At 54.1% G+C, this 22,324-nt stretch carries 16 protein-coding genes; 2 read left to right on the forward strand and 14 right to left on the reverse strand.

Annotated elements, in window-relative coordinates; all coding sequences use genetic code 11:
* Positions 1-10 precede the first annotated feature (10 nt).
* On the forward strand, positions 11-3,130 hold the full coding sequence (locus tag V4U88_RS07675; protein ID WP_334072671.1) for an efflux RND transporter permease subunit: 3,120 nt from the start codon (positions 11-13) through the stop codon (positions 3,128-3,130).
* The gene (locus V4U88_RS07680; RefSeq protein ID WP_334072672.1) at positions 3,123-4,178 is read left to right on the forward strand and encodes an efflux RND transporter periplasmic adaptor subunit; all 1,056 of its coding nucleotides are present in this window, start codon (positions 3,123-3,125) and stop codon (positions 4,176-4,178) included. Before V4U88_RS07675 ends, V4U88_RS07680 begins: the two co-directional genes overlap by 8 nt.
* A gap of 54 nt (positions 4,179-4,232) precedes the next feature.
* Here the strand turns inward: V4U88_RS07680 and V4U88_RS07685 are convergent, their stop codons facing one another.
* The 14 genes from V4U88_RS07685 to V4U88_RS07750 form a co-directional block, all read right to left on the reverse strand.
* Positions 4,233-5,801 (reverse strand): M23 family metallopeptidase, encoded by a 1,569-nt coding sequence (locus V4U88_RS07685; protein ID WP_334072673.1) that lies wholly within the window; start codon positions 5,799-5,801, stop codon positions 4,233-4,235.
* Positions 5,802-6,032: 231 nt separating this feature from the next.
* Positions 6,033-6,821 carry a hypothetical protein gene (locus tag V4U88_RS07690; RefSeq protein ID WP_334072674.1) on the reverse strand — a complete coding sequence of 263 codons (789 nt, stop codon included), beginning with the start codon at positions 6,819-6,821 and terminating at the stop codon, positions 6,033-6,035.
* A gap of 454 nt (positions 6,822-7,275) precedes the next feature.
* Entirely contained in the window at positions 7,276-8,562 is a 1,287-nt protein-coding gene (locus V4U88_RS07695; protein WP_334072675.1) for an adenylosuccinate synthase, read from the reverse strand.
* Positions 8,563-8,959: 397 nt separating this feature from the next.
* Positions 8,960-10,627, reverse strand: coding sequence for a methyl-accepting chemotaxis protein (locus V4U88_RS07700; protein ID WP_442951877.1), 1,668 nt, complete (start codon positions 10,625-10,627; stop codon positions 8,960-8,962).
* Between the two features lie 379 nt (positions 10,628-11,006).
* Positions 11,007-12,665: a pyridoxal phosphate-dependent decarboxylase family protein gene (locus tag V4U88_RS07705; RefSeq protein ID WP_334072677.1), complete on the reverse strand. Its 1,659-nt coding sequence runs from the start codon at positions 12,663-12,665 to the stop codon at positions 11,007-11,009.
* A gap of 477 nt (positions 12,666-13,142) precedes the next feature.
* Positions 13,143-14,504 (reverse strand): replicative DNA helicase, encoded by a 1,362-nt coding sequence (dnaB, locus tag V4U88_RS07710; protein WP_334072678.1) that lies wholly within the window; start codon positions 14,502-14,504, stop codon positions 13,143-13,145.
* A 1-nt stretch (position 14,505) separates the two neighbouring features.
* On the reverse strand, positions 14,506-14,949 hold the full coding sequence (gene rplI, locus V4U88_RS07715; RefSeq protein ID WP_334072679.1) for a 50S ribosomal protein L9: 444 nt from the start codon (positions 14,947-14,949) through the stop codon (positions 14,506-14,508).
* Positions 14,946-16,952: a DHH family phosphoesterase gene (locus V4U88_RS07720; RefSeq protein ID WP_334072680.1), complete on the reverse strand. Its 2,007-nt coding sequence runs from the start codon at positions 16,950-16,952 to the stop codon at positions 14,946-14,948. Before V4U88_RS07720 ends, rplI begins: the two co-directional genes overlap by 4 nt.
* Before the next feature lie 11 nt (positions 16,953-16,963).
* Positions 16,964-17,884 carry a DUF2232 domain-containing protein gene (locus V4U88_RS07725; RefSeq protein ID WP_334072681.1) on the reverse strand — a complete coding sequence of 307 codons (921 nt, stop codon included), beginning with the start codon at positions 17,882-17,884 and terminating at the stop codon, positions 16,964-16,966.
* Between the two features lie 6 nt (positions 17,885-17,890).
* Complete coding sequence (locus V4U88_RS07730) at positions 17,891-18,193, reverse strand: MazG-like family protein (RefSeq protein ID WP_334072682.1); 303 nt, start codon at positions 18,191-18,193, stop codon at positions 17,891-17,893.
* A gap of 119 nt (positions 18,194-18,312) precedes the next feature.
* Positions 18,313-18,741, reverse strand: coding sequence for a CBS domain-containing protein (locus tag V4U88_RS07735; RefSeq protein WP_334072683.1), 429 nt, complete (start codon positions 18,739-18,741; stop codon positions 18,313-18,315).
* Positions 18,742-18,904: 163 nt separating this feature from the next.
* Positions 18,905-20,023 carry an LCP family protein gene (locus V4U88_RS07740; RefSeq protein ID WP_442951878.1) on the reverse strand — a complete coding sequence of 373 codons (1,119 nt, stop codon included), beginning with the start codon at positions 20,021-20,023 and terminating at the stop codon, positions 18,905-18,907.
* Positions 20,024-20,344: 321 nt separating this feature from the next.
* Entirely contained in the window at positions 20,345-21,310 is a 966-nt protein-coding gene (locus V4U88_RS07745) for an ABC transporter ATP-binding protein (RefSeq protein ID WP_334072685.1), read from the reverse strand.
* Positions 21,307-22,296 carry an ABC transporter ATP-binding protein gene (locus tag V4U88_RS07750; protein WP_334072686.1) on the reverse strand — a complete coding sequence of 330 codons (990 nt, stop codon included), beginning with the start codon at positions 22,294-22,296 and terminating at the stop codon, positions 21,307-21,309. Before V4U88_RS07750 ends, V4U88_RS07745 begins: the two co-directional genes overlap by 4 nt.
* Between the last annotated feature and the right edge of the window lie 28 nt (positions 22,297-22,324).

A 22,324-nucleotide genomic window follows, 5' to 3' on the forward strand; every position in this document is an offset into this window, starting at 1 on the left:
GAGGATTGCCATGAACAAACTCACCAACTTCTCCATGAAAAATGTTGGAGCTCTCATCATTATGATTGTAATGCTGTTCGGAGGCGGCATGTACGCGGCCGGCAATTTGAAGACCGAAATTATGCCGGACATCTCCATACCCCTTGTGTTCATTACGACGCAATACCCGGGGTCTCCGACCGATGTCATGGAGCAGGTGACGAAACCCCTGGAGAAAAAAATCGCCAACATGGAGGGCGTTACCTCGCTCCAATCCACATCGAGCGACAACTTCTCCACCATCATCGTCAATTTGACCGAGAAATCGGACCCGGAGAAGAAAAAGCTGGATATCGAGAGTCTGCTGCAGGAGGTGGATCTGCCTAGTTCGGCGGGCACCCCGAAAGTCGCCACCTTCGGGTACTCCTCGATTCCGGCGTATTATTTTGCCATTTACGCGGAAAACGGCATGAGCCAAACCGATCTGGACCATTGGTTCGCGAACGAAATCAAACCCGGCCTGCAATCGATTCCGGGCTACGACCATATGGACGAAATCGGCTCGCGCAAAACAACGCTCAGCATCCGGCTCGATGCCGATAAGTTAACCGCCTATGGGTTAACGCCCCCGTTAGTCGCCAACGACCTGCGCCAAAACATCAACTCGGTTCCGGCCGGAGCCGTCGAACTCGACGGCAATGAGTTGATGGCCCGGGTAAAAAGTGAGACGGACAGCGTCTATGCCCTGGAAAATATGGAGTTAACCACACCAAGCGGCACCCAAGTACGTCTGAAGCAGTTGGGCACGATCCAGTCGGTCACGGAATCGGGATACATCGCCCGCCTGAACGACAAACCGGCGATCGGGATCCAGTTGTACAAAACGCCCGACGCCAACGCGGTCGACTTCGCGGATGAAACCGAGCGGCTGATGAAGGATTGGTCCACGCAAAATCCCGATATTCAATTCAAAACGATATTTGACACTTCGGATGAAGTAAGCAAATCGATTCACGGGATGCTCAAGGAAGGTATCACCGGAGCCCTGCTTGCGGCGCTGATGATTTTGCTGTTCCTGCGGAACGTGCGGATGACGCTGATCGTCCTGATTTCGATACCGCTCTCGATTCTGATCACGCTGCTCGTCATGAACTATCTGGGCATCTCCCTGAACATCTTGACGCTCGGCGGAATGTTTATCGCGATCGGCCGCGTCGTGGACGACAGTATCGTCGTTATCGAAAATATCTACAATCATTTGCAAAAAGCGGAGGAACGCGGTGAATCCGTCATTAAAAAGGCCACGATGGAAGTGAGCGCCGCCATCACCTCTTCCACTCTGACCACCGTCGGCGTATTCGCTCCGCTCGGAATGGTCAGCGGGATCGCCGGCCAACTGTTCCGCCCGTTCGCCATCACGCTCGCTACGGCGATGCTGGCCTCGCTTCTCGTCGCCTTGACGGTCATTCCGATGCTGGCGAAGCTGCTGGTGCGCGGCGATAAGATCAAGCACCACGAAGAAGGCCGGGAAGGCCGCGTGGTAAATTTCTACCGGCGTACGCTGGAGTTGACGCTGCGTCACCGTATCAAAACCCTGCTGTTGGCCGGTGTACTGTTCATCGGATCCGTTATCGGCACGGTCCCGTTCTTGTCAATTACTCTGATGCCCGATACCGAGCCGCCGCGCGAGTTTTATTACGTCGTCAAAATGCCGTATGAAACTTCTCTTGAAACGATGGATGCCAAGGTAAAGGACATGGAGGATATTTTGAAGAACGCCAAGGATTCCGCGGGAAACCGGATGTTCACGTTTATCGAATCCCTGGTAGGTTACAGTGAGGGTTCCAAAGACCCGTTGAATTATAGTGCGCAAATTTTTACAGAGGTTAGCGAAGGCAGTGACGTCAAGCAGGTGAGGGATACATACAAGGAAAAACTTCTGGCGGAACTCCCTCCCGGTTCCGAGCTGGACATCCGTACGTTGGAGGGCGGCTCAACCGGAACCGCGGATTTCCAATATGCGGTGAAAGGCGATGACTTGCTCAAACTGACCGAAGCATCGGCACTCCTGAAAGAGAAACTCAAGGAATTCCCGGAGCTGAGCGAAGTCAAGGATTCCTTGAGCGATGCCAAGAAAGAGCTGCAGATCGAAGTCGATCAGAGCAAAGCCCAGCAGTATGGGCTTAGCGTATCGGCCACCCAGCAGACGGTTGCCAGCTGGCTGATGAAAGATGAAATCGGCGATTTGAAGCTGGACAATACGACATACACCACCACGCTGGAATTGGATAAAACCGACATGAACAGCTTGGCCAAGCTCGGGAATATTCCGTTCCGGACAGCCGGCGGTTCGGTCGTCTATCTGAAAGAGATCGCCGAATTGAACATTATCAACGCCGCCTCGGGCATTCAGCGCGAGGATCAGGACCAAGTCATTACGATCACCGCCAAAATCGACAGTCAAAACAAGGGCGGCGTCAGTTCCCAGGTCGCTCTCGCCCTCGACCAAGTCGAACTTCCGGACGGCGTGAGCCGCGAAATCGGCGGCGTCAGCGAAGAGATCGGCAAAAGCTTCTCGCAGCTGTTTGTCGCCATGGCGGCCGCAGTCTTTATCGTCTATCTGATCATGGTCATCTCCTTCGGCAACACCAGCGCGCCGTTCGCGATCCTGTTCTCGCTGCCGCTGGCGGTCATCGGGGGCCTGGTCGGACTGTTCGTGACGGGGGAATCGCTAAGTATCACTTCCCTTATCGGCTTCATGATGCTGATCGGGATCGTCGTCACCAACGCGATTCTGCTGATCGACCGGACGCAGCAGCTGCGGCAGGAAGGTTATACGGTCCGCCATGCGCTGGTTGAAGCGGGGATGATCCGCCTGCGTCCGATCATCATGACCGCGGTAGTTACGGCGATCGCCATGCTGCCGCTCGCGCTCGGACTTACTGAAGGAGGCACGATCATTTCCAAAGGCATGGCCGTTGTCGTTATCGGCGGCTTGGTTTCTTCCACGATTCTGACCCTCGTGGTCGTACCTGTGGTTTATGAATTGATCGAATCGTTCAAAAACCGGATGAGCGGACTGTTCCGCCGCCGGGAAGGCAAACCGAAACCGGCCAAAGGCAACAAGAAAGGGGTTGTAATCGATGAGTAGCAGAACATGGCATAAACTTATGCTGGGCAGTGCGATGCTGGCCATGGTCGCTATGACCGCGGCCGGCTGTACCAAGGCGGAGGAACAAAAGCCGCCGGTCCAAACCAATGCGCCGCAGAAGCCGTCCGTAAAAGTGAGCGTGGCGGAATTGCGTACGATTGACGACCCGCAGGAAGTTGTGGCGGAAATCGCCGCCTCCGACCAGCGGGACGTCGTCGCCAAAGCCAGCGGTGATGTAAAGAGAGTATATAAACAGCGCGGAGATCAGGTTAAAAAGGGAGAACTTCTGTTTGAACTGGATACCACCGATGTGCTCCTCCAGAAACAAAAGGCCGAAATTTCGCTGCGGACGGCCCAGCTAAACTTGAAAAACGGGCTGTTCAACAATCCGGACGACCCGGATGCGCTGCAGCCGCTGAAAGACCAAATCCAGCTGGCGCAGATCGGGATCCAGGAGGCCAACCGGACGCTGGAGAATTACAGAGTGGAGGCTCCGATCAGCGGCATTTTAACCGATTTTTCCGTAAAGACCGGTATGACCGTGTCACCGGGGAACGTGGGGGTCATCCAGCAGATCAACCCCGTGAAGATCAAAGCGAACATCACGGAGGATTCCGCCGAACTGGTTAAAGGCAAGAAGGAGCTGTCCTTCTACTCCGCCAGTCAGCCGGACGTCCTGCAAAAAGCGAAAATCGTTTATTTTTCCGACATTATGGATACCCAACAAAGAACGTACGCGATGGAATTGCAAACGGACAACGCGAAGCACGCCTGGAAGCCGGGGGCCAAGGTTCAGCTCCGGATCACCGAAGAAGCCGAGCAAGAAGTGCTCACCATTCCGACCACGGCGATTGTTCGGGAAGAAACCGGCACCTTCGTCTATATTAACGCCGCCGGGAAGGCTGAGAAGCGTCAGGTCGAACTGGGACGGTTAAACGGCATGTACCAGGAAGTTACCAAAGGAATCAAGCAGGGCGAGCAAATCATCGTCTCCGGGCAGCATCAGCTTAAAGACAAGCAAGAGATCGAGATTGTAAAGGCAAAATAAATCGCAAAAAGAGGGTGTCCCAAAAGTAAACTTTGGAACACCCTCTTTTGATTTTTATAAATATTTCATCGGATTCTGCACGCTGCCGTCCTTGTGGATTTCGAAATGGAGATGCGTCCCGGTGGAACGCCCCGTATTGCCCATCACGCCGATCTCCGAGCCTTTCTCGACGACCTGGCCCTCTTTCACATTAATCTTGCTCAAATGCCCGTACAGTGTCTCGTAGCCGTTCTTATGATCAATGATAATGCAGTTGCCGTACCCGGACTTGGTGCCCGTGAAGACAACAACGCCCTCGTCCGCCGCGAGAATGCTCCGGTCGGAAGAGACGAGGTCGACGCCCTTATGCGTTCTGCCCCACCGCTCGCCGTAGCTGCTGCTCAACGTGGCGCCCGATACCGGCCAGGCAAAATCGCCGCTCCCTTCGCCTACCACCTTCGTGCCGCGCACCACGACCTTGGGCTTCGACTCCGTAAGAACCTCCTGTCCAAGCCATTCTTCGGCGATCACGTCGCCGTTTTCCTTGGTGAGCCGGTACTTCATCGTCTTGAGTCCGCTTGTCCCCAAGGAGAGCACTTTGGTTTCACCAGCGCGCAGACTATCGCTTTTCCGCACGATCACCTGGGGCTCGATTTCGATTTGCTCGGACACCTTCTCCACCGTTTTTACCGTCAACGACGGCTTCACTGTGTTAATCTTCAGTTCCGTTCCGATCTGAAGCGTACGCTCCTTGATTCCCGGATTATTGTGGAACAGCTCCTTTTGTGTGGCGCCAAAACGGGCCGCGATCGAAGAGATCGTATCCCCTTCCCGCACCGCATAAGTCACCGCGGCTTCATCGCCCTGCAAAATCCGGGCGACCGCCTTGTTCACATCCATCACTTTGTTCGGATCTGCTTCCACGGAAGCCGTGGAGACATCCTCCTGGATGGCGACCGACTCCAGAATAACGCCGCCCGCTTCACTGCTGCCGGTGGCTGCCGCCTGCTGAATTCCGCCGGTTTTCTTCACCTTGCCGGCCAGCCGGGCTGTCGCCATGACGGTCTTGTCCGCCGGCGCGTACTTGCCCTTGATCCTTTCCAACACCGCATCCGCCGTAGCCTGGTCCTTGACGATGCCGATCGTCTTGCCGTCGACCTTCAGCTCCACCCCTTTGGCGTAGCCGGTCAGCAGGCCTTCCAGCTTGCCCAGCGTCTGCTTGCTGTCCACCTTGGCCTTGAACTCTTGCGCTTCCACCGTCGTGATCCCTTCGGTATGTACCGCCATGTCCACATTCGGGTATTTTTCCTTATATTCCTGCTCCTTCTTCTCAAAAAGAGCCTGTAATTGCGATTTGTCGGCAATCGTGCCGATTTCCTTGCCTGCGACGTAAACCCGGTAATAAGTTACCGTATTGGCTTTCACATACTGCTGACCCGCCGTGTAGATTCCTCCGGCAACCAACAGAGCGGCCATCGCGCTGACCGCGACCATCCGCGGTTTTGAACCGCGCAGGGCGGCAAAAAGCCCCGTCGTTTTATCTTCGGACATCTCCTGATCGTTTTCCGGGCGGCCGTGATTTGTCTGCGCCGGGTCTTGGCCCTTGCGCCACAGCTGCCAACGTATCCCCCTGAAACCCCTCATGCTGATCTCCTTTTCCCTTTTCGACTCATTGCGACAGAAAAAAGTTTCAAAATTTTAACCTTTTTTCCGCTACTGTTTACTTTAACACAGTCGGCAAAGGGATTTCAACCAAAGCCAAAAATGCCGAAACCCCGCGTCCGGCAAGGTTTTCGGCATTTTTTAAGAGCTGGAGGGAAACCGCCAATTATTAACAATCCTGTGAATGGGACCGCTAACATGGTTCCAGGCGGGTTAATCGCCTTTTAACAAATCCATGATTTTCGCATACTCCGTTTTGTTCAAATGTTTTGACAAAATCTGTTCGATTTCGATCATTTCCTTCTCCGTCAGACCGTCTTCCATCAATTCCGTAATCCGCTGCATCTCCTCTTGGGGCAGCTTGGCCATCAGCATCGCAAATACCTCTTCTTTCTCCTTGTCCGGCAGCCCATCCTTCATCGCCACCATCTGATCCGGCGTTACGATCACCTGCTGGTCCTGTCCGGCTCCGCCTTGTCCCCCACTGCCGCCGCTGCCCGAAATGCCGCCCATAACCGGCAGGGAGTCTTCCGGCGGCTTCTCACCGGCGTTGGCACCCGTCCGTGACTCGGTCCCGCGCGCAGCACCACCGTCACCGCTCACCGTCCCGGTTGCGGCTCCTGGGACGCCTGCCGCTCCGTTTGCCCCTCCTGCACCGCCTGCGGCTCCGTTCGCGGCCCCTGCACCCTCTGCCGCTCCCTTCCCGGCTCCCGATCCCGCATCATGACTCCCGACGCTTGATCCAGCGACGGAATTCGCCCGCTTACTTGCATCCGCCACGCTATTTTTTGGATCGCTCCCCCGGTCCTTGCTTCCGCCAAACCCGAACATCCCCTTCACGACGCTGCCCAAGCTTGGGGCTTCAGCCGTGATCGGCAGATGATAGCTTTCCAGCAGCGACTGTATATACGTATTCACAACATACCCCGTCGTCAGCACCGTCAAAAAACTCACAATCACCACCGTGGCAACCAGCCTCAGCAGCCACCCCACCCATCTCATAATCCTTCCTCCTTCTGCCGCCGGCCCCTACCACCGGACCCGGCTATCCTATCTCCTAAATTCCAGTATGGACGGCAGAAGCCAAATGTAATCTTGTAAAAGTAGAATTGCAGAGAGAGACTCCCGGCCCATTTAGCTGGAAAATCTCCCGCTAAGTCTTCGGAAAACCAGCTCCCTGCCTCATTTAACCGGAAAAACCGGCGCTAATTGAGCCTAATTCTCCAAACTTCCTGCCCATTGCAGGAAATAGAAGGAGTTTTTCCAGTTATTTTATTCAGCTCCCCAATGCCGAGCAAATTAACGGGAAAAATTCCAGCTATTCTTGCTGTCCAGGAACGCTGGGGCACGGACCGGGCGATGGCCCACCGGCAAAAAAAGCCGCTCACCGGGATCGGAGTCACCTCCCTATCCCGTGAACGGCTTTACATGATAATACTAACGCTTCAACTTCTTATTATTCGTAAATCGGCAGAACCTGGTTCGTCTGGCTGCGGTTGCGGCCGACCGAGAAAATCGTGATCGGAATGCCCGTCAGCTCCGATACCCGCTTCACGTAGTTCCGGGTCGTTTCCGGCAGATCCTCCAGCGTCTTCGCCCCGGAGATGTCCTCGGACCAGCCCGGCATCTCCTCGTATACCGCTTCGCACTCGGCGAGCATTTTCAGGCTGGCCGGGTAATGCGTGATAACCTCGCCCCGGTATTTATAACCGGTGCAGATTTTGACCGTTTTCAGCCCTGTGAGCACGTCCAGCGAGTTCAACGACAGCCCGGTAATTCCGCTCACCCGGCGGGCGTGACGCACAACGACGCTGTCGAACCAGCCGACACGGCGCGGACGGCCGGTTATCGTACCATACTCGTGGCCGGTTTCCCGGATGAAGTCGCCGACTTCGTCCTCGAGCTCGGTCGGGAACGGTCCGTCCCCCACCCGCGTCGTATAGGACTTCGCCACCCCGATCACCTGATCGATCTTGGACGGTCCGACCCCGGACCCGATGCAGACCCCGCCCGCCGACGGATTGGAGGACGTAACGAACGGATACGTCCCCTGGTCGATGTCCAGCATGACGCCCTGTGCGCCCTCGAACAGCACTTTCTTCTTGGCGTCGATCGCATCGTTCAGCACCACCGAAGTATCCGTGACATATGGGCGAAGCACCTCGGCATACTCCAGGTACTGCTTCAAGATCTCTTCCACATCCAGCGGCTCCGAACCATAGACCTGTTGAATCACATGGTTCTTCTCCTTCATCAGATGGCGCAGCTTCAGCTCAAATTCCTCCGCATCCATCAGATCCGCGATCCGGATGCCGCTGCGCGCCGCTTTATCCATATAAGCCGGTCCGATCCCTTTGCGGGTCGTACCGATTTTGTTCGGTCCTTTGCGGTCTTCTTCCAATGCGTCGAGCACCAGGTGATAAGGCATAATCACATGCGCCCGGTCGCTGATGACCAGATTTTGCGTACTGAAGCCATTATCGTGAATATAATTGATTTCCTCGATCAGTGCGGCCGGATTGACCACCATACCGTTTCCGATCACGCACTTCTTATCCGAATAAAACACGCCCGACGGGATCAGGCTGAGTTTGTACTTCTTGCCGTCGATAAGAATGGTGTGACCGGCGTTGTTACCGCCTTGATAACGGGCCACCACATCTGCGCTCTCCGCCAGATAATCCGTGATTTTACCTTTACCTTCGTCTCCCCATTGGGTTCCTACAACAACTACCGTTGACATGTACATTCCCCCGCCTGGTGCGCCAAGCACCTATATTTGAACATTGCAAAAGACAGCTTCCGATTCCCTTCCGGTAAAATCGTCGGCCGATAAGTTTGAGACCAACCTGACTTGAAGCTGGTTTAAGCGTCCTGACAAACACGTTGCAGCAATGCTGCAGTCCATATGCCGCTTTAGCGCAGCAATATAAGTTTAACAGTCTCCATTTTCAAAGTCAAATTGAAAAACGAACGATTTTTACACTGCATTTTACAATCGTTCGGAATTACTGCGGTTTTTCCAGGAAGACGCCCCCCTCCGAGCCCTGAGCGAAAAAAAGAGGATGCCCCTTGCCGAAGTCCAAGACAAACCTCAGGCCTCATAAGGACATCCCCACATGTCGATTTACAAAAATCAATTACAACTTAAAGATCGCTACGGCTTTCTGCAACTCTTCGGACAGTGCCGAGAGCTGGCGGATGGCAGCGGCAATCTCCTGCATCGCCGCGCTTTGCTGCTCGGACGCGGCCGCTACTTCCTCGGAAGAGGCGGCCTGCTCCTCCGTCACGCCGGAGATTTGCTGAACCGATGCGGAAATGCTCTGATAGGAGTTTTCCACCACGAGCAGGGATTGCAGCAGTTGATCGGTACGAGCCGAGAAATCGCTGATACCGTGGAAAATATCCTGAAAATTCCGGTACGTCTGGTTCATCCACTTCTGTCCCTCTTCAACCGCCTGGCTGCCCTCGCCGATGCTCTCAATCACAAGGCGGCTGTTCTCCTGCGTTCCCGCCACCAATCCGGTAATCGACGTAGCGGCTTCAGCCGACTGCTCGGCCAGCTTGCGCACTTCGCCCGCGACTACGGCAAACCCCCGGCCCATCTCGCCGACCCTTGCCGCTTCGATAGAAGCGTTGAGGGCGAGCAGGTTCGTCTGCTGGGCAATATCCGTAATCATGCCGATCACTTCGCCAATCTCCCTGGACCGTTCTTCGAGCTGGCCCGCCGTCGATTGCGAGTGCCGCATCACTTGCTCAATCTTATTGATCTGACGAAGCGTCTCGTCCACCATGCTTTGACCGTCAATCGACTGCTTGCTGACCTTCTCGGCAATCGACTGCATCTCGTTGACTTCCGTGACAACGCCCGCCAGCTGCTGCTCGATTTCCATGACCGACGTCGTGCTGCGGGTGACCGACTCTACCACTTCATTGATCCCTTCGGTCATACTGTTCATCGAAACCGCCACCTGCTGCGCGCTCTCGCTCGATTCTTTGGTGACGTGCAGCAACTGCGAACTGGTGTCCGATACCTCGCGGGAAGAGTTGGAAATATGGCCGATCAACTGCTTTATATTGCCGCTCATCGTGCGGAATGCCCCGGCAAGGCGGCCGACTTCATCGGTGCTTCCGACCTCGACTTCCTGGGTCAAATCGCCAGTGGCGAAACTTTCGGTCGCATACATCAGCATTTTAAGCGGCTTAGCGATAATCCGGCCCAGCGTGTAGGCAAAGAGCACGCCGATCACAAGGACGATCAGCGTAATGACCAAACTGTACCATAGCACCTTTGCGGTGGTATCCGGAATCACGGAAGCGTTGAGATCGAGTCCGAGCAGCCCTGCCGTGGACCCTTCGGCATTTTTTAAAGGCACGAAAATCGACTTATGTACTCCATACTCATCTTTATAGATGTTGCTGAGAGTTTCCTTCCCCTGGGCGATCGCCTGTTTCATCTCCGCGGAGAACACGTAATCCTTGTTGTAATCGTCCTCTGTGTCGGACAAGGCGATAATGCGTTCGGTTCCTCCATCGTTCGACAAAATATAGATATTTTCCAGACTGTACGTTTGCTTCAAATTATCCATAGCCTTGCGGGTTTCCTGATAAAGCGCGCTTTCCGTCCCTTCAATCTCCAGCTTGTTGCCTTCAATCCGATCCAGTTCGCTCTGGATGATGCGGATATCGCTCTCCAACCGGTGGTCGAGCTCGCCCTTAAGCTTTCCGCTTAAGGTGGAGTTAACTAAGATAAGCAGTCCGCTAAAGCAGAGAATAACGACGAGGAGCAAACCGGTCGTACCCAACATAATCTTCGAAGAGATATGTCCGAATAGCAACCGTTTGATCTTTTCCTTCACTTCAAGTTCATCTCCCGGGTTGTTAATTTAAAAAAGTTGTTCAAAAAGTCATCTATATAAGTTGAATTATAGAATTGGCGGTCTACACATTTAACCACCTATTAACGGGAAAACCTCCCGTTAATTTTCTGCTATTGTCTCTTGGATCCGATTTAGCTGGAAAAACTCCATCTATTTCGCGGCCCTGACTTCCGATATTTCAATTTCAGGTGAGTTAGCGGGAGGTTATCCAGCTAATTCACCTTAGCTGCCGCATAGGCACTTAATTAACGGGAGGAAATCCCGCTAATTTGCCCCCCGCTCCTCCAGCGTATGTCGCCATCATCGATTAAGCCATCGATACACGAAACTCTTCACACACCTCGGATATGCAATCTTTCAAATATTGCACGATCCCGGGGACATGCTCCGGCCGGGTATGAGGCGAAATGACAAAAAATTTGCTGACATAAAGCGGAACCTCCCGCCCTTCGGTAGTACTGACGAGCAGATGCTTCTTCGTGTCGCCGAAGAACATCCGGTCGCGGTGCTTGCCCAACTTCTCGAACAGCCGTTCATTCAAGCGGTTGTTCCGTTCGATGGTCTGCCAGGAACAAGTGCCGCCGAGTTCCTCGACAAACCGCGGGTCTTCCGGCAGATAAATGCGGATCAGCGTGGATATGCCCGGATTGTCCGGGTTGGCGATATCGGCCTGCGGAATTTCCGCAGCCAGAAGGTGACGAAACCGGAAATTGACCTCCAGGAATTGCGCAAGCAAGCGCTGATAACCTTGGATGCCGAAGGACAGCAGCAAACTGTACATGCTGATGGAGCTGGCCATGCGCGAGCACTCCAGCGTATAACCGGTGTGGTAATCACCATAACCGCGGTGTCCGACGTAGGGGGTCTCGTCCGCCTCCAGATCCATTAAACGGAGATCGGCCGCATTTTTTACCAGGAACAGACTGGAAACGTAAGGAGCCTGGCCGAGCTTCTGGAAATCGAAGCACAGGGAATCGGCCAGCGAGAGCAGCCGCATCTTTCTTTGAATCGGCTCCAGCATCCCGATAACTCCCGCGCTGAACCCAAGCGGATTTTCCTCCAGATCGTAATCGTTGAAAAACGCAAAAAAACCGCCCAAAGCCGAATCAGCATGGATATGCGGGCATGGCAAACCGAACCGTTCCGCGGTTTTCTCCGCAGCGGCGCGTATTTGACCGAGATCGTCGATCCCGATGGCGTCCGTGGTTCCGGTGGTCGCGACAATATAGACAGGTATGCCTCCGCTCAAAGCCACCTGCTCCATTTTTCGCTGCAAATCATCCACATCCATCGAGCTGTCGGCTAACGTTTTAATTTTGACGAGATGGTCGCTGCCGATCCCGGTCGCTTCCACCGACTTGAGCAGGGCGTAATGAGCCGACTCCGAGCAAAATGCGTACAGGTTGTTCGGAACCCCGTGCTTCAGCGAGTCCGGCGCGTATTTGGCAATCGCGATGCGCAATCCGGAAAATACAGCCCCTTGCCCTCCCCAGGTAGTATAGCCCCCGCTTGTCCGGGCGTCATATCCTACCAGCTTGGACATCATCGCGATGACCCTGACCTCCGCCTCGGCCCCGCCAGGACCGTAAACATCCCACAGATTGTTCCCGTTCACCAGCATGGCGGTAAGCATGCCCAATATCCCGGGAATGGAGGCCATCGGCAAAATATTCGTTAAAAAATACTTGGTGTGATACGGATGATCGTGCAACAACTTCAATAGTTCGCCATTTACCTCCTCCATGGGGGCTCCTACATCAGGAATGATGCTCTGCGCCGCCAATCGGCCGTAAAAATCATGATCCCTCCGCTTCTCCCCTTTCAGGTTGACTCCTTCGGGATCCTTCAGCTCATCCACGCCATGGACCAGTTGCTCGATCAATTCCATCATCCGTTCGCGCTGCGCCGGGTTCCCGTCCTCGCTTGGAAACCAATCCCTTACATCCGGCTTGCTGCTCGTTTCCATCTTCTACCTCTCCTCATCACCCTGATTTGAGTATCTTTATCGTTGGATAATTCATTGAAAAATCTATCCTCCCCCTTGCCGGGAGCTCATAAAAATAAATAATCCTCCTTTCAGGATGTTTCATTTCCTTACAATTCCAATTATACAAGTTGGCCCTATTTCGTACAGATATTTTCCGACATACCTGCCACGAAATGGAAGTTTCCGATACTTGTCATATAACCTTAGAATCTCCCAAAAAACGTTACAGAGGCAATCCGGTGAGGCAGGCCGAGATGAGCGGCAGATTTAGGGGGGTGTTGTTGGGGGAACGTGGCTGCTGTCGAGATGTGCGGGATGCTTGGGAGATGAGTGAAGGAATGAAAAAAAAAGAGCCGACGATATTCGTCCGCTCTTCACGCCATAAGACGTACATTCTAGCAACTTCAAAGCCTGTAACGAGCCACCTTGACCGCCCGCGTCAGCACCATTCCACTCCTAGCCGGCAAAGGCATCGGCATGCGCCCGCTCGTAATTGGCGAACTTGTTAAAGTTTTTCAAGAAGACCAGTTCGACGGTGCCGACCGGACCATTCCGCTGTTTCGCGATAATGATCTCGATGATATTCTTCTTCTCCGTCTCCTGGTTATAGTAATCGTCCCGGTACAGAAACGCGACGATGTCGGCATCCTGCTCGATCGAGCCGGATTCCCGAAGGTCCGACATCATCGGCCGCTTGTCCTGCCGCTGCTCGACGCCCCGGCTGAGCTGAGACAGCGCAATGACAGGCACTTCCAGCTCCCGTGCAATCTGCTTCAGCGTCCGGGAGATTTCCGAAACCTCCTGCTGCCGGTTTTCTCCCGGCTTGCCGCGTCCGTGAATGAGCTGCAGGTAATCGATCAGAATCATCCCGAGCCCTCTCTCTTTCTTCAGCCGCCGGCATTTCGCCCGAATATCGGCCACGGTCACGCCCGGCGTATCGTCGATATAGATCTCCGCTTCCGATAAAGCCGCAATGCCCATCGTCAGCTTCGCCCAATCTTCGTCGCTCTTGAAATCGCCCGTCCGCATAATCCCGGCGTCGAGATTGGCCTCGGCGCAGATCATCCGTTGTACCAGCTGGGCGGCGGACATTTCCAGACTGAAGATCGCGACGGTTTCTTTGGCGCGCACCGCCACGTTTTGAGCGATATTGAGCGCAAAAGCGGTTTTCCCCACGGATGGACGGGCCGCCACGATAATGAGGTCGTTCCGCTGAAAACCGGCCGTCATCCTGTCCAGATCGACGAAGCCGGAGGGAATTCCGGTCGTATTCCCGCGATTCTGGTGCAGCTGCTCGACGCGTTCGAACACTTCCATGACCACGTCACGGATCGCGATAAAACCGCTGCCGGAGCGCCGATTCGAAATTTCAAGAATGCGCCGCTCGGCGTCGCTCAGCATGCCGGAGACGTCCTCGCCGCCGGTATAACCGTCGCTGACGATTTGCGTCGCCGTGCGGATCAAACGGCGGAGCATCGACTTCTCTTCGATGATCCGCGCGTAATGATCGACGTTCGCCGCCGTCGGTACGGCATGAGCCAGCTTCGCCAGGTAGCTGACGCCGCCGATTTCCTCCAGCTCGCCCTTGTCCTGCAGCCGGGCCGTCAGGGTCACCAGGTCGATCGGCTGCCCTTCCTCGCCGAGCTGCACCATCGCTTCAAAGATCAGCTGATGGGGCTTGTCGTAGAAATCCTCGGTACGCACCCGCTCCATCGCCGTAATCAGCGCCTCGGACTGGAGCAGAATCGCTCCAAGCACCGCTTGCTCCGCCTCCAGGTTTTGCGGGGGAACCCGGTCAAAAAATGGCTCGCCGTTCATGTTACTCCTCCGTAACCTGAACCTTGAACGTCGACTTCACTTCAGGATGAAGCTTCACCGGTACCTGAGTTACGCCCAGCGTACGGATCGGTTCCTGCATTTCGATTTTGCGCTTGTCGATTTTGACGCCGGCTTTCTCCAGCGCTTCGGCTACCTGCTTGCTCGTGATGGCGCCGAACAGACGGCCGCCTTCACCGGCCTTGGCCTTCAGCGACACCGTCAATTCCTCCAGCTTTTTACCGAGCGCGATCGCTTCTTCCTTTTCCTTCTCTTTGCGTTTCAATTCAGCCGCGGTTTGATGCTCCAGCGTTTTCACGTTGCCTTCGGTTGCCGGACGAACCAGCCCCTGCGGTATCAGGAAGTTCTGTGCATAGCCTTCCGAGACATTCTTGATTTCCCCTTTTTTCCCTTGACCCTTAACATCCTTCAAAAAGATAACCTTCATTCGAATAACCCCTCTTCCTTCTCTATTTCCTCCAGGACGGCGAGCAGCCGTTTCTCCGCTTCCGCCTGGGTGCCTTCCAACTGTGTGGCGGCATTCGTCAAATGCCCGCCGCCGCCAAGCCGCTCCATGACAACCTGCACGTTCATCGTCCCGAGCGAGCGGGCGCTGATGCCGATCAGGCCGTCCGGCCGTTCGCTGATCACGAACGAGGCCAGCACGTTTGTCATATTCAGCAGCGTGTCCGCCACCTGGGCGATCAGCAGCTGCGGAATTTTGCGGTTCGGCTCCGCCACCGCCAGCGCGATGTGCCCGTGAATCATCCGGGCATGCTTGATGATATCGGCCTTGGCGATGTATTCCTGCAAGTCTTCCTTCAACAGGCGCTGCACCATCGCGGTATCCGCGCCCATCCGGCGGAGAAACGCCGCCGCTTCAAACGTCCGCGATCCGGTGTGCAGCGCGAAATGCTTGGTGTCCACCGTAATCCCCGCCAGAATGGTCGTCGCCTCCAGCGGACTGAGCTCGACCTTCTCGTGGATGTACTGCAGAAGTTCGGTCACGAGCTCTCCGGCCGAGGAGGCGTAGGGCTCCAGATAAACGAGCACGGCGTCGTTGATGAACTCCTCGCCCCGGCGGTGGTGATCCACGACGACCACCCGCCGGGCGGCCTCCACGAGCCGCGGCTCCATCGTCATCGACGCTTTGTGCGTGTCGACGACGACCAGCAGCGTGTGCGGGGTCATCATGGCGAGCGCCTGCTCCGGCGAGATGAACCGGCGCGCTAGCGCCTCCTCTTTATCGATGCGCTCCATAAGCCGCTCGATGCCGGGGTTTGGGCCATCCAGCACAATGTGCGCCTCGACCTTGTACATATCGGCCGCCTTCACCACCCCGATGGAGGAGCCGATGACGTCAAGGTCGGGCATCTGATGGCCCATGATGATGACGCGGTCGCTCTCCTGCATCAAATCGCGCAGCGCATGCGCGATGACGCGGGCGCGGACGCGCGTCCGCTTCTCTACGGCGCCGGTCTTTCCGCCGTAGAACGAGAGCCGCTGACCGGCCTTCACCGCGGCCTGGTCGCCCCCCCGCCCGAGCGCCATGTCCAGACTCGACTGGGCGAGTTCGCCCAGCTCGCTGAAGCGCTCGGTGCCAAAAGCCAGGCCGATGCTCAGCGTCATCGGCACCTTCAGGTCCGCGGTCATTTCGCGGACCTCGTCCAAAATCACGAACCGGCTTTGCTCCAGTTCGTTCAGCGATCTCTGATTCAGCATCATCAGATACCGCTCGGAGGACAGGCGCCGCAGGTAGATCCGGTGCTGCTTCGCCCACGCCGTGAGCGCCGACGCCACCCGGGCGATCAGCGCGGTGCGCTGCTGATCGTCCATCCCCTGCGCGGCCTCGTCCAGATTGTCCAGCATCACGATGCCCAACGCGGCCCGCTCGTTCTCGTAGCGTTCGCGCAGCATCGCCAGCTCCGTCATGTCGTGGACATAGATCAACCGCTCATCGTGGTCGATCGTCAATTCGTAATGCCGGTTATTGGCCGCCACAACCTCAACCGTGTTTTTTCCGGCCTTATGATCCTTGTGATCCTTCTTTTCCTTCTCCTTTGCTGTCTGCGGCTGGGGCAGCGGCGGCAGCAGTTCCGTCAAGGGTGCTCCCACCACGCTTTCCCGCCCGAACATTCCGCCTACAAAACGATTGTGCCATTCGATGACCCGGTCATCACTGTACAAGATAATGCCGAAAGGCAGGCGGCCGACCGCCTCCCCCTCCACTCGCTTGATCCGGTACGTCAAATCCGTGACGTACTTGACGAGATCCTTGCGAAAGCGCCTTTCCGCTTGCAACATCAGGTACGCGAGCACCCCTACCAGACACAAGCTGACCAGACCGAGTATCCAGTTGTAGTAGGAGATGAATATGACAAGCAGCAGTTGGAGCATGAACATCCACACGGTTTGATAACCGTGCCAACGCTTTTGCAGTAAACTAGGCATGCCTTCTCACCCTATCGTCTTGGTCTTGTAAGCATCTCACGCAGCGGGAAAGCGATGTCCAGAATCCCGACAATGCGTAGCGGCGGAAAAAATACCATCGCCACCACCAGGAGGACCGGAATCGCCGGATTCCACTTTCGGTGGTATGCCGCAAAGAAGAAAAGACTTGCGGATTGGATCATGAACAAAAACTGCAGAAGCGGCGTCAAATTCAAGAGAATCGTACCCAAAAAGCCCTGGGTCACGCTCTCACCGCCAAACATTTGCAACAGCAATGCGGCGAAATAATACCAAATTAGCGAACGGGGCAAACGCCAGTCGCGAATCGGCGGCAATTTCGGTACGACATGTCCCATGCTGCCTAACGTCGGGCGAACCACGGCGTGGGCGATCGTCGTAATGATCAGGGAACAAACGATCATCGTAAAAGGAATCAGCCGTACCGTTAAATTTGACAGCTGCATGCTTAGTTCCGGGGACCAGACTGCGCCGGTATAGAGCGGGCTGTCCGCCATATTTTGCAGCGGGGCCATTACCGTATTGATCATATCCTCAATGGACGCAGCCAAGTTGAAGTTAAAGAACACGGTGCTGATGAGCAGCACCAGCAAAAACAGAACCATAATCGTTCCGGCTCCCGACAGGATCGTCCTGACCGCCGAGGCCTTTGCCTTATACAAATGTCCCATCACCATAGCCGGGACGATAAAATAGATCGCCTGCAATAGCATGAACGGTCCAAAGATAAGAGTACATATGAGCAAAACCGGAATGACATGCAGCGCGAACGCTTTGAACGATAAGGTTGTATACAGCAGAACGCCCGGCACAATCAGAAAGAAGGCCGTGACGACGGTAAGCGGAGTAGCCAGTGACAACAGGAGCAGCAGATATACGACGCTCCAGGCCACGGATGTCCAGCGCAGCTTCAAATGGGTTCACCTCTTACGCATATGTTCTTCCAATGTAGATATATCCTGATACCAATCCTCGAGTTGGTGCCCCTCCTGTTTGTGTTTTCTCAACTTATCCAAGATGGCTTCATCCAGGTCCCGATAGGAAACCCCCAGTCTGCGTCCCAATATATAACCGCTGACAATCAGACTGGCGAGACTGTCCGTTATCCGTGTCGTGCTGCCTTCCCACAATGCTTTGAATAAACGGGATACGTGATCGACTACCTCGGTTTTCAGCCATTCAATCACTTTGGCGCGCTTTGCTACATCCATCTCCCTTTGCATGGCCGACAGCTTCCACCCTCCCCGAAAAAGTTTTATTCTTCATTATAGCATAAAGCAAGCGCGGTAAGGGACGCAAACGGACACAAGCAAGTTTTAGCAACCGGCTTTCGTTTGCCGGTTTAAGGCTTGGGCACCGACTCGTTGCGCGTCACAAATTTCTCGCAATATTCAATAATCTGACTCCGGCGGACGATTCCGATAAATCGGCCCATATCGTCGACCACCGGCACAAAGTTCTGTACCTTGGCCAGGTTAATCAAGTCTTCCATATCGGCATTGATCGATACCGGTCGGATATCCATCTTGAGGGGAACATCCCGCAAATGAAATTTTGAAGCGGTCTCAAAATTAACCTTGCCATCCGAATTTTTCATATACCAAAGCAGATCGCCCTCCGTCACCGTACCGACATATTGCCCATCCCGCCCCAGAATCGGCACGGCCGTATACCGGTGGAATTCCATCCGTTCCAATGTCTGCCGCAAGGTGGAGTCCAGCGTAACGCTAACGACATCATTCTTTGGAAGTAAAAAAAACGCGATATTCATTTCAATCGTATCCTCCTCAAAATAATAACCTTTCCTTCGGCACACCTTTATTTTTACGGATCAGGCTGTCGTATGTTCCAGGAAAGGTTGAGAAATCGGCAGCCGGAAACCGGACTGCCGAATCATTCATGTGATGTATGATTGCTATCGCTAATTGATAAGGTTATGGGTTCGTTTTCTTGTTCTTGTTTCCACTTTCCGAGCTTTTCCCGCTGGACGTTTGCGTTTCTTCAGCATCCGCATCCTTGGCCTTTTCCCGGGCGTCCGGCATAATCAGCTGCTCCGGTGTCGTGTCGGGATCGTTCCAGTTCTTGATCATCTCTTTTGCAAACTCCAGATCCTCTTCATCTACCGCATCATAGTATACGCCGTTCTTTCGGAAGCCTTCCCCCATGATCGTAAAACCTTGAATGGAAGGTGTGTTGCCCAACAAAACCTTTTTCGACAAATCGATAATTTGGCTCGGCATCATATCGGTTTTAAAATTCTCGCCCAGCAGATCCAGCAGATCCGGAATCTTCGATACCTGATTCAGCTTCAGCACGCGGTCCGCGATAGCATTCAGAAATACTTGGTGCCTTCTGGTCCGGTTAAAATCGCTGTCCTCACGGTAACGGACGAAATTAAGAGCTTCCTGCCCGTTATATAAAGGCTTGTTGGCTTTTATGGTGAATTTCTCATGATCCTTCTGCTTATTGACGATGTCCTTGGTGATCGGCAGCTCGACCCCGCCCAATTCGTCTACGACCTTGCGCAGTCCTTCAAAGTTAATGGCCGCATAATAATCGATAGGATTGCCCAGGAAATGTTCCACGGTATCTTTGGCCATTTTCTCGCCACCGTACGCGTATGCGTGATTGATCTTATCCTCCCGGTCCTTGCCGACGATCTCCGTGTAAGTATCCCGCGGAATCGATACCAGCAGAACCCGGGATTCTTCGGGACGCACTACGGCGTAGATCATCGTATCCGACCTAGCCGGCTCATTGGCCCGCTGGTCCACACCGAGCAGCAAAGCGTTGAACGGCTTCATCTTCTCTTCCTTCACGACGGGTTTTGGCTGTTCACCTTCCAACGGAGCGTAAGATCTCTCCAGCTTCTCCTCCACCTGACCGGAGAGAAACAGATCGAAAGCCATGACAGCCAGCGGCTTCCGGAAGGTATAGGCTCCCGCCCCGAGGATGACCACAACGGCCAGTGCAATAAGCCATTTCTGCTTCCTTCCCAGTCTCCCTTTTCCTTTTACCTTTTTTTCTTTTACCTTTTTATCTTTTCGTTTCATCATATGCCTCCAATAGAATCAATTATTTCCTATATCGTACAAAATCTTAATCTCGATATTTACTCTACCGTTTCGTACTATACCATATAGACGTTTTTCGGCACAACAATGTTACCCATACTTGCGATATGATGCGGGGTGGTAAGTCCGTTATATATGGCGAAATTTTGACTCGCTATTCCCGAGATATCCACTTATCCATTTTTTCCGCTAAAAAAGGCCCAGCCTCCTTATCGGGGGCGAGCCTTTATCTGCTTGATTTGGCGTATAGGGAAGGAGCAGGCAACCTGCCCCTAATTTGAGTTACTATATGAAGTAATCTTATATAGCAAAATGGCATGAAACAAAATGATGATTCCCCGCATCCCGGTACTCGGGGACTTGTTGTTTGCAAATATCCTTAGCGATGGGGCACCGCGTATGAAACTTGCAGCCGGAAGGCGGATTAGCCGGGCTTGGGATATCGCCCTGGAGAACGATGCGCTCCCTTTTCAAGGTAGGATCGGGAACCGGAATAGCCGACATCAACGCCTTCGTATAAGGATGAAGCGGATTTCGGAACAATTCCTCCTTACTGGCCAGTTCCACCATGGAACCCAGATACATCACGCCAACCCGGTTACATAAATGTTCCACGACACTGAGATCGTGCGAGATAAAAAGATAGGTAATTTGTTTCTCCTTCCTTAAGTCGCTTAACAAATTGATAATTTGGGCCTGGATCGAAACGTCGAGCGCTGATACGGGTTCGTCGGCCACAATAAAGTCCGGATCCATGATCAATGCGCGGGCGATGCCGATGCGCTGCCGTTGTCCGCCGGAAAACTCATGCGGATAACGATCATAATGGTAGCTGGCCAGTCCGCAAATTTCCATGGTCTCCAGCACTCTTTTTTTCACTTCCTTCCGATCGGTCAGCCCGTGATCCAACAAGGCCTCTCCGATCGCGTCGCCGACTTTGATCCGCGGGTTGAGCGAACTGAACGGGTCCTGAAAGACGATTTGCAGCTTCGGCCGCAATCGTCGGAGCTCCTCTTTGGACAATTCGTAGAGTTCCTTCCCCTGATAGACCACTCTCCCGCTCGTCTTATCGTTGAGCCGCAGCAGCGTCCGGCCAATCGTGCTTTTGCCGCATCCCGACTCCCCTACGAGACCGAACGACTCTCCCCGCTCGATATGAAACGATACGTCGTCTACCGCCTTAACATAGCCGACGGTACGTTGAAAAACCCCGCCGGTAATGGGAAAATACTTCTTTAACCGCTCCACTTCTATTAATGCGCTCATCGTGTTACCCCCACTTCCTCATACAGCCAACAAGCGGTTTTATGTAACTTTTCACCATGCTCGCGAAACGGCGGTGGCTGCTGTCTGCATATATCCATACAGAATTCGCAGCGGTCATGGAAATGACAATTATCTTCGAGTTCTATGGGATTGGGCACCTGGCCGGGAATGGAATATAATCGTTCCTGAGACTGCCCGAGAACGGGCTTCGCTTTAAGAAGCCCCTTGGTGTAAGGGTGCTTCGGATTTTGAAACAGCTCCAGCACCGGCGCTTCTTCAATGATTTTGCCGGCATACATCACGATGACGTAATCGGCCATTTCCGCGACAACCCCAAGATCATGCGTAATCAGCATGATAGCCGTTCCTAACTTCTGTTTGATTTCCCGCATTAGGTCAAGAATCTGAGCCTGAATCGTTACATCCAATGCCGTCGTGGGTTCATCGGCAATCAGCAGTTTCGGATTACAGCTCAACGCGATGGCAATCATAATGCGCTGGCGCATGCCCCCGCTTAGCTCATGAGGGTAGGCGTCAAAGATTTGTTCGGCCCGCGGAATCCCAACCAGTTCAATCAACTCGATCGCCCGCTGCTTCGCTTCTTTGCGGCTTAACAACAGGTGCATCATCAGCGGCTCGGTAATTTGATCGCCTATCGTCAGTACCGGATTCAGCGAGGTCATCGGCTCCTGAAATATGATCGATATATCTTTCCCACGGATTCGGGCCATTTCCCGCTTGCTTAACTTAAGCAAGTCTTGATCCTGATACAGGATCTCCCCGCCAGCGATCACACCGTGCGGCCCCTCCACCAATCGCATTAGCGACATGGCCGTCACGCTCTTGCCACAGCCGGATTCTCCTACAACTCCTACCGTTTCCCCCTCGCGGATTGAAAAACTGATTTTATCGACGGCTTTGACAACGCCGGCCGAAGTATGAAAATGGGTCTCCAGATTGCGGAATTGCACAAGATCTTTAGCCATAATCGCATCTCCTTCTATGGGTTAAGAA

It is taken from the genome of Paenibacillus sp. A14, from assembly GCF_036864815.1.
In the GTDB taxonomy this organism is placed as follows: Bacteria; Bacillota; Bacilli; order Paenibacillales; family Paenibacillaceae; genus Fontibacillus; species Fontibacillus sanfengchensis.

Bases quoted from the DNA above. Each gene is read 5' to 3' on its own strand.
- V4U88_RS07695 (WP_334072675.1), bottom strand. From the start codon at position 8,562: ATGTCAACGGTAGTTGTTGTAGGAACCCAATGGGGAGACGAAGGTAAA.
- V4U88_RS07675 (WP_334072671.1), top strand. From the start codon at position 11: ATGAACAAACTCACCAACTTCTCCATGAAAAATGTTGGAGCTCTCATC.
- V4U88_RS07680 (WP_334072672.1), top strand. From the start codon at position 3,123: ATGAGTAGCAGAACATGGCATAAACTTATGCTGGGCAGTGCGATGCTG.
- V4U88_RS07735 (WP_334072683.1), bottom strand. From the start codon at position 18,741: ATGAATATCGCGTTTTTTTTACTTCCAAAGAATGATGTCGTTAGCGTT.
- V4U88_RS07685 (WP_334072673.1), bottom strand. From the start codon at position 5,801: ATGAGGGGTTTCAGGGGGATACGTTGGCAGCTGTGGCGCAAGGGCCAA.
- V4U88_RS07740 (WP_442951878.1), bottom strand. From the start codon at position 20,023: ATGAAACGAAAAGATAAAAAGGTAAAAGAAAAAAAGGTAAAAGGAAAA.
- V4U88_RS07690 (WP_334072674.1), bottom strand. From the start codon at position 6,821: ATGAGATGGGTGGGGTGGCTGCTGAGGCTGGTTGCCACGGTGGTGATT.
- V4U88_RS07750 (WP_334072686.1), bottom strand. From the start codon at position 22,296: ATGGCTAAAGATCTTGTGCAATTCCGCAATCTGGAGACCCATTTTCAT.
- V4U88_RS07730 (WP_334072682.1), bottom strand. From the start codon at position 18,193: ATGCAAAGGGAGATGGATGTAGCAAAGCGCGCCAAAGTGATTGAATGG.
- dnaB (WP_334072678.1), bottom strand. From the start codon at position 14,504: ATGAACGGCGAGCCATTTTTTGACCGGGTTCCCCCGCAAAACCTGGAG.
- rplI (WP_334072679.1), bottom strand. From the start codon at position 14,949: ATGAAGGTTATCTTTTTGAAGGATGTTAAGGGTCAAGGGAAAAAAGGG.
- V4U88_RS07700 (WP_442951877.1), bottom strand. From the start codon at position 10,627: ATGTTGGGTACGACCGGTTTGCTCCTCGTCGTTATTCTCTGCTTTAGC.
- V4U88_RS07705 (WP_334072677.1), bottom strand. From the start codon at position 12,665: ATGGAAACGAGCAGCAAGCCGGATGTAAGGGATTGGTTTCCAAGCGAG.
- V4U88_RS07720 (WP_334072680.1), bottom strand. From the start codon at position 16,952: ATGCCTAGTTTACTGCAAAAGCGTTGGCACGGTTATCAAACCGTGTGG.
- V4U88_RS07745 (WP_334072685.1), bottom strand. From the start codon at position 21,310: ATGAGCGCATTAATAGAAGTGGAGCGGTTAAAGAAGTATTTTCCCATT.